This is a genomic window from Catenibacterium sp. AM22-6LB (assembly GCF_003435615.1).
GTDB classification, from domain to species: Bacteria; Bacillota_I; Bacilli_A; order Erysipelotrichales; family Coprobacillaceae; genus Catenibacterium; species Catenibacterium mitsuoka_A.
This window is the reverse complement of the sequence record NZ_QTUM01000079.1, coordinates 1135-7987: the sequence shown is the minus strand read 5'-3', so window position 1 is coordinate 7987 and position 6853 is coordinate 1135. Positions and strand designations below refer to the sequence as shown.

The 6853-nt window shown below is 32.4% G+C and carries 6 protein-coding genes and 1 other RNA gene; 1 reads left to right on the top strand and 6 read right to left on the bottom strand.

Annotation, left to right across the window (positions count from 1 at the left end):
• Positions 1-41: 41 nt before the first annotated feature.
• The 6 genes from DW269_RS11715 to DW269_RS11690 form a co-directional block, all read right to left on the bottom strand.
• Entirely contained in the window at positions 42-1010 is a 969-nt protein-coding gene (locus DW269_RS11715) for an XRE family transcriptional regulator (protein WP_199410117.1), read from the bottom strand.
• A 229-nt stretch (positions 1011-1239) separates the two neighbouring features.
• Positions 1240-1592: a transfer-messenger RNA gene (gene ssrA / locus DW269_RS11710) on the bottom strand.
• A gap of 1 nt (position 1593) precedes the next feature.
• The gene (smpB, locus tag DW269_RS11705; RefSeq protein WP_006504861.1) at positions 1594-2040 is read right to left on the bottom strand and encodes an SsrA-binding protein SmpB; all 447 of its coding nucleotides are present in this window, start codon (positions 2038-2040) and stop codon (positions 1594-1596) included.
• 5 nt (positions 2041-2045) lie between these two features.
• Entirely contained in the window at positions 2046-4175 is a 2130-nt protein-coding gene (gene rnr / locus DW269_RS11700; protein ID WP_117460108.1) for a ribonuclease R, read from the bottom strand.
• 51 nt (positions 4176-4226) lie between these two features.
• Entirely contained in the window at positions 4227-4448 is a 222-nt protein-coding gene (secG, locus tag DW269_RS11695) for a preprotein translocase subunit SecG (RefSeq protein ID WP_006504859.1), read from the bottom strand.
• Between the two features lie 81 nt (positions 4449-4529).
• Positions 4530-6239: an MraY family glycosyltransferase gene (locus tag DW269_RS11690; protein WP_117460106.1), complete on the bottom strand. Its 1710-nt coding sequence runs from the start codon at positions 6237-6239 to the stop codon at positions 4530-4532.
• Positions 6240-6474: 235 nt separating this feature from the next.
• Here DW269_RS11690 and DW269_RS11685 point away from each other — a divergent pair.
• A partial coding sequence (locus DW269_RS11685) for a transposase (protein ID WP_199412136.1) occupies positions 6475-6853 on the top strand: 379 nt, incomplete at its 3' end.

The window sequence follows — 6853 nt, the reverse complement described above, 5'->3', positions numbered from 1 at the left end:
TGCGACAGGGGTGGTGCATAGGTCTGCGACTGCTAGTGCAATTACGAGCGAATAATCAATGTTGCAGGAAGTCTTGTTTGGATGTATTGATTAATATTTTTAAAATCATTATCCATAGCATAACAAAGAAGTGATAATCCATTATCAAAAATAGGTGCACATCCCACAATTTTATTAGATTTATTATCAATTAAAAAACCAAAGTTACCAAAATGACGATCTTCATTTAAAATAACTGCATCAAAAACAAGCATATCTAATAATTCTTGATAATAGCTTTCACCTAGCTTTTTATAATAATCAATAACTGACTCTATTCCACCTGTTTTTATAATTCTTCCAACTGGAATATAAGATACATTTTCATTTGTAAAAAGTAAACATGTTGAGCAAAGCTTTCCTTTCCATTTAGAAAGTCCATAATCTACATAATGTAAATCCATTGTTTTGGCAATTTGTGAAGCATAATATTCACTATAAGGTTCTAAGCCACTATTCGCAAATCCTTCTGTTCCTGATTTATAAAGAAGAATATTATTTTTTATTCTTCTCCATGATTTTGCAAGCATCCCATTTGTTGTAAATTCAGGCGATGATCTAAATGAAGTTCTTGTATAACTTCCATGTCCTGTAAAAGCAATGGAAGCAATATTTGTATTAAAAGAATTATGATAAAGATTTTTATCTTTAAATAAGTCTTTACAATTTTCTTGTACAACCCAATAACTATCATTCAATGATAAGCCTTGACATATATCAATAATACCTTTTGTATCTTTTTCATTTAATCCTAATCGAGATAAAAAATTAGAAACATAGGCTCTATTTCTAGGAATCGTCCTTTTTTGAAGCCATTTTTTTAATCCTTCATTGCTCAATTCTAAGTCTAATGGTAAAAGATATTGTAAATTTTGATTAACAGTATTAATAAAAACTTCTAATCCATCATTTGTATTTTTCATAGAAAAATACAATAAATCATTATCATACTGTTTTAAAATATAATTCACGAAAAACACATCCTTTCAAAAAATAATTATCTAATAATTTTCATCAAACATAAATAATCTGTAATCTTTACTTTTATTACATCCATTTTACCTCATCTTTAAAGTAAAAAATAGCGATTTTTAGGTAGTGACACCCACATAAATCGCTATTTCTTGATTATTTAAAATATCTTAAAAAATGTTGATTTCATCAGTTTTTTTTGATGACATCCATTTTAACTCTTAATTTTGGTGGAGGCGGGGGGAATCGAACCCCCGTCCAAAAGCCGTTCCATATCAGGTGTCTACAGTTTATCTTATTGAATCAATTTAAGTATGTTACGATCAATAAGCAATCTTTCGCATACCGATTTCTAATTGATTTTCATGAATATAGTCAGAACATCCTATATCCCTTATCTTACAGGTTATGTTACAGACTCTAAAGGTGTAAGCGCAGATAGGTCTGCATTCGCAAGTCTATGTCGACTATTAAGCGAAAGCGTAATTTGTTCTGTTTCCAGATATTTGTTTGTGCATGTAACGTTTGCCAACGACTGCTGCCTGATTCAAACTGACCCCTGTCGAATCCAAGACGCCCCCATTAATAAGCGCGTTTGAGAGCTTTCTCAATATCGCGCTTAGCATCTTTTTCTTTTAAATCATTACGCTTGTCATAAAGCTTCTTACCTTTTGCAAGAGCAATTTCTAGCTTTGCTTTTGAGGTATTGAAGTAAAGCTTTGTAGGAACGATTGTTAAACCATCCTCACGAACCTTCTTCTCTAGTTTACTAATTTCTTTCTTATGAAGCAATAGTTTTCTAATACGTCTAGGTTCATGATTAAAGATATTTCCATTTTCATAAGGGGCAATATACATATTCTCAATAAAAGCTTCATGGTCTTTAATTCTTACAAAACAGTCCTTAAGGTTAGCACTGCCTTTGCGAATAGACTTGATTTCAGTACCTTTTAATTCAATACCTGCTTCAAAAGTTTCTAGGATAAAATAATCATGATATGCTTTTTTGTTATTTGAGATGATTTTCATATATATTACCTTCTTGTACGGAATTTTCTTTTCTTCTTTCTATGACTTCCAGCTTTTACAAGCTCGAAGTCAATTGTCTTTTCTAGCTTATTTGCTTCAATCACTCTGACTTTTACTGGATCACTCATCTTGAACATACGTCCTGTATGTTCACCGATAAGAATAAGATTCTTTTCATCATAAGCATAATAATCATCTGTTAAGGAAGTCATATGAACAAGACCTTCGATGGTATTAGGAAGTGATACAAAGAATCCAAAACTTGTAATAGAAGAAATATAACCATCAAATACCTCACCAACATGATGAGACATAAATTCAGCTTTCTTCATATCTTCTACTTCACGTTCAATATCAATCGCAATTCTTTCACGATTAGAAGACTGTTCAGCAAGTACTGGAATCATTTCTTCAAACTCATTCATTCTAGAATAATCATTCTTAAATAAGTAAGTTCTAATCAAACGATGTACCAATAAGTCTGGATAACGTCTGATAGGTGATGTGAAGTGTGTATAGAATTCATCTGCAAGACCGAAGTGTCCAAGACATTGTGCATCATAACGTGCTTTCTGCATTGATCTTAATAATAATGTAGAAATAATATCATGCTCAGGTGTTCCCTTAGATTCTTCAATCATACGTGCTAATTCATGAGGGTTGATCTTTTCAAGAGACCCATGAATAGTATAACCCAAAGGCTTCGCAATGGAAACAAATTGTTGTAACTTCTCTTTCTTAGGATACTCATGTATACGATAGATAAAAGGTACATCCATCCATTTAAAGTGTTCAGCCACTGTTTCATTAGCACATAACATGAACTCTTCAATAATATGATCACTCTCACCACGATTTCTTAAGACAACATCTACAGCACGTCCTTTATCATCTACAAGAACCTTTGCTTCATCTACATCAAAGTCAATCGCACCACGACGATCTCTCTTCTTTCTTAAGATAGCAGCTAATTCTTTCATATTAAAGAATAACTCAACAGCATCACTGTATTTCTTCTTTAATCCTTTATGACCTGCAAGAATCGCATTCACATTATTGTATGTCATACGATGAGAACTTCTAATAACAGTAGGATAGATATTATGATCTACAACCTGCCCTTTATCATTGATCTCCATAATACAGCTGATTGCATAACGATCCACACCTTCATTAAGTGAACAGATACCATTAGATAACTTATGAGGCAGCATAGGAATCACTCTATCTATAAGATAAATAGAAGTTCCTCTTCTAATCGCTTCCTTATTTAATTCAGTTCCTTCATTCACATAGAATGAAACATCCGCAATATGAACACCTAACTGATAATTCCCATTATCTAATTTCTTTAAAGAAATCGCATCATCCAAATCCTTGGCATCATCACCATCAATAGTTACAATCTGCCAATCTCTAATATCTAAACGATTAGGAATATCACTTGGATCAATAGACTGAGGAATAGACTCAATCTCATCATAGACTGCCTGTGGAAAATCAATATCTACATCATACTTATTCACAACAGATAAGATATCAACACCAGGATCATTCTTATGACCAATAATCTTAACAATATCACCCTTTAAATAAGGCTCGTACTTCTTAATCTCTACGACAACCTTATGTCCAGGCATAGCTCCATGTGCATGGGCTTCATCTACATAAATCCAATCAGTAAACTTAGGATCATCAGGCATGATGATGAGTTCTCTTCTACCTTTTCTGACTAATCCAACAAGTCGAGTCATACCACGTTTAATGATCTTTACAACACGTCCTTCAGGTTTCCCTCTATAGACAGTTGTTTCAATCATAACCTCATCCTGATCAAAAGCACCATTGAGGTTCTTACTATTAATATAGTATTCAGTCTCTTCATCAACTTTTACAAAACCAAATCCCTTTTTATTTAAACTCAAAACACCTTTTAAATAATGGAAATCATCAATCAAATGATAGTTATTCTGATTATCTCTAATCACTTCACCATCTTCTTCTAATCTATTCATAAGCTTTACAAATGCGATATATTCTTCAGTAGAATCATAATGTAGTGCACTTGCAAGAGCATCTATTCTTCTATCTTTTAAGTCTTTATTCTTTAATAATTCTAAAACATCTTCTTTCATATATTCACCTCCAACAAAAGAAAAGAGGCACTCATAAGTGCCCCTTTATTATTATCCTGCCATTTTAATAAGAATTGCGATAACAAAGAATGCAATACCTAGTCCCACAGTAATACGTGTAAGAACTAAATCCACACCTCTTTCTTTTTGCTGTGCAAAAAGATTAGAGCTCTGACCAGTTAATGCATTAACAATACCATCAGTTTTTCCCGTTTGTAAAAGACACACAATAATTAGGGCTATAGAAACAATGATCAAAAGTACTTCTAACATTTTTCCTGCCTCCTTCTCTTTTAGACTTTTTCTACATTAGCGAATAAATAATATCATAAAAATATATCGATTACAACACCTTTATTTGTTCGCACCATTGTTGTAATCAAGGGATACAATACTAAAACGGTTATTCTTTTCTATAAGTGTTACTTTAATATTAATTGTTTGATAGTTGTAATAGAAATTCTTTTTATTAAATGTAATTTCTAATCCAACATCCGTATATTCATAATCCTCTAAACCACTTAATGTGACATCGGATGCTCTTGTATAGTTTACTTCATATGTTGTGACTTCATCAAGATTTGTTTTATTCGCAATCATATCATTCACATTTGCATAATAGCTAGACTTCGCAAACTCTTCAAAGTTATCTAAACGATCATTATAGAAATACTGCGCACCACCAATCTCATCTTTTTTCTTATTAGAAATAGTAAAGAAATCAATCGCAAATAATGCAGCAACATTCTGACATGTATTTCTCTTAGTATGAGATGCATTAATATCTTCATGTACTGATTTCATTAAAGAAGTAGGATGATTTGGCATCTCATAAGTAATGACTGGAGTATTTACTACTGGCTTCTTATCATTATGATTATGATAAACAAGGACGCCACTTACTGCAATCACAGCACATAAGAACCCAATAAGAATATATTTCACATGATGTCTTTCTGCTATCATTAAATATGTCTTAGATTCTTTGATCTTTGGTAAATCATCTCTTTTTAAGAATATATTGAGAATTGTAAGAACTGGTTTATATTTACGTGAAATCATATTGGTATATTCCACGAATATCTCAAATACAAGGAGTAATAATGCGAATAATAGAATTGATGCAGTCACACTATATATATGGATAAATGAACAGATAGAGAATAATGCAGTCGCAATATATAGAATAAGAACACTCTTAGTTTGACCTAGTTCTAGAGAGAACATCAATTTATGATGTAAATGTCCTTTATCTGCTTCATCAAAGCGCTGATGATGTACTTTACGTCTAATAATCGCAATGAGTGTATCCATAATAGGTACTGCGAGTACGACAATAGGTGCCCCTAAAGTAAAGAATGTAGAGGTCTTAAAACCAAAACCTAATAAAGAAATCACAGATAACATGAAGCCAATAAATAAAGCCCCACAGTCACCCATGAATATTTTTGCGGGATGGAAGTTAAATACTAAAAATCCTCCAATGGATCCTGCAAGTAAGAGTGTTAATGAAGTGATATCTGTACGTCCATAATGTATAGAGATGAGTCCTGTAGTGATCAATACAATCATGGATATACCACCACATAAACCATCTAATCCATCAATAAGGTTTACTGCATTGGTAATACCTACAATCCATCCTAGAGTGACTATTAAGGCAATAGAATAAGAAAGAATAGTAGGAATATAAGGAATAGTAAATCCTTTTAAAGATATACCACCATAAAATATGACTATAAGTGCTGCAGCGACCTGTCCAAGAACCTTCATCTTTGGAGGAAGGTCATGAATATCATCATATAAGCCAAACAAGAAAACAATCAAACCACCTATTAATATAGAGTTGATCTGATTATCTGTTTTAAGGAATACCATTGCCCCTATAAGGAATGCCACATAGATGGCATATCCACCTGTACGAGGAATAATACCATGATGTACAGTTCTATTATTAGTATGGGCTATTATACCCATTTCTTTTGTGATTTTACCGATAAAAGGGGTTAGGATGACCGATATAATGAATGTCACACAGAACGCTAATATATTATTGAGTGTCATAGAAGCCTCCTTATTATGCTCATTATATATCAAATAGAAAGCATGTGCAAAATAATGAAATCTAACGCAAACTAAATCAACTATTGTATAATATAGACAATATGAAATGACGAGGAGGAAACAAAAAAAGTAACTCTCCTTAATTGTTCAATCGTGGATTTACCATTATACTTTGAGTAGAAACAAAAATTCATAGTATTGTGGGATTACCGCAAACAAATAAGGAGGGTTACCTATGAATAGAATAATAAAAATCGGGATGGATGTCCATACTACAAACTACACTTTATGCATTTTTGAGCCATCTTTTGAACATGATGGTACAGTTCACTGCATTACACAAGTAAAACCTGAAGTAAAAAACATCATTCATGTTATTGAAACTTTTAAAAAGAAGCATGAAAATGAAGAACTAAAAATTGTATGTGGCTATGAAGCAGGATGTCTTGGATATTCTTTATATCACGAATTAAAAGAAAAAGGAATTGAATGTGTTATCCTGGCTCCAACAACCATGAAAACTGAAAAAGGTGGAAGAAAACTTAAGAATGACTATCGTGATGCCAAGATGATTGCGGAATGTTTGGCTTATGGAGGATATTCTGCCGTACATG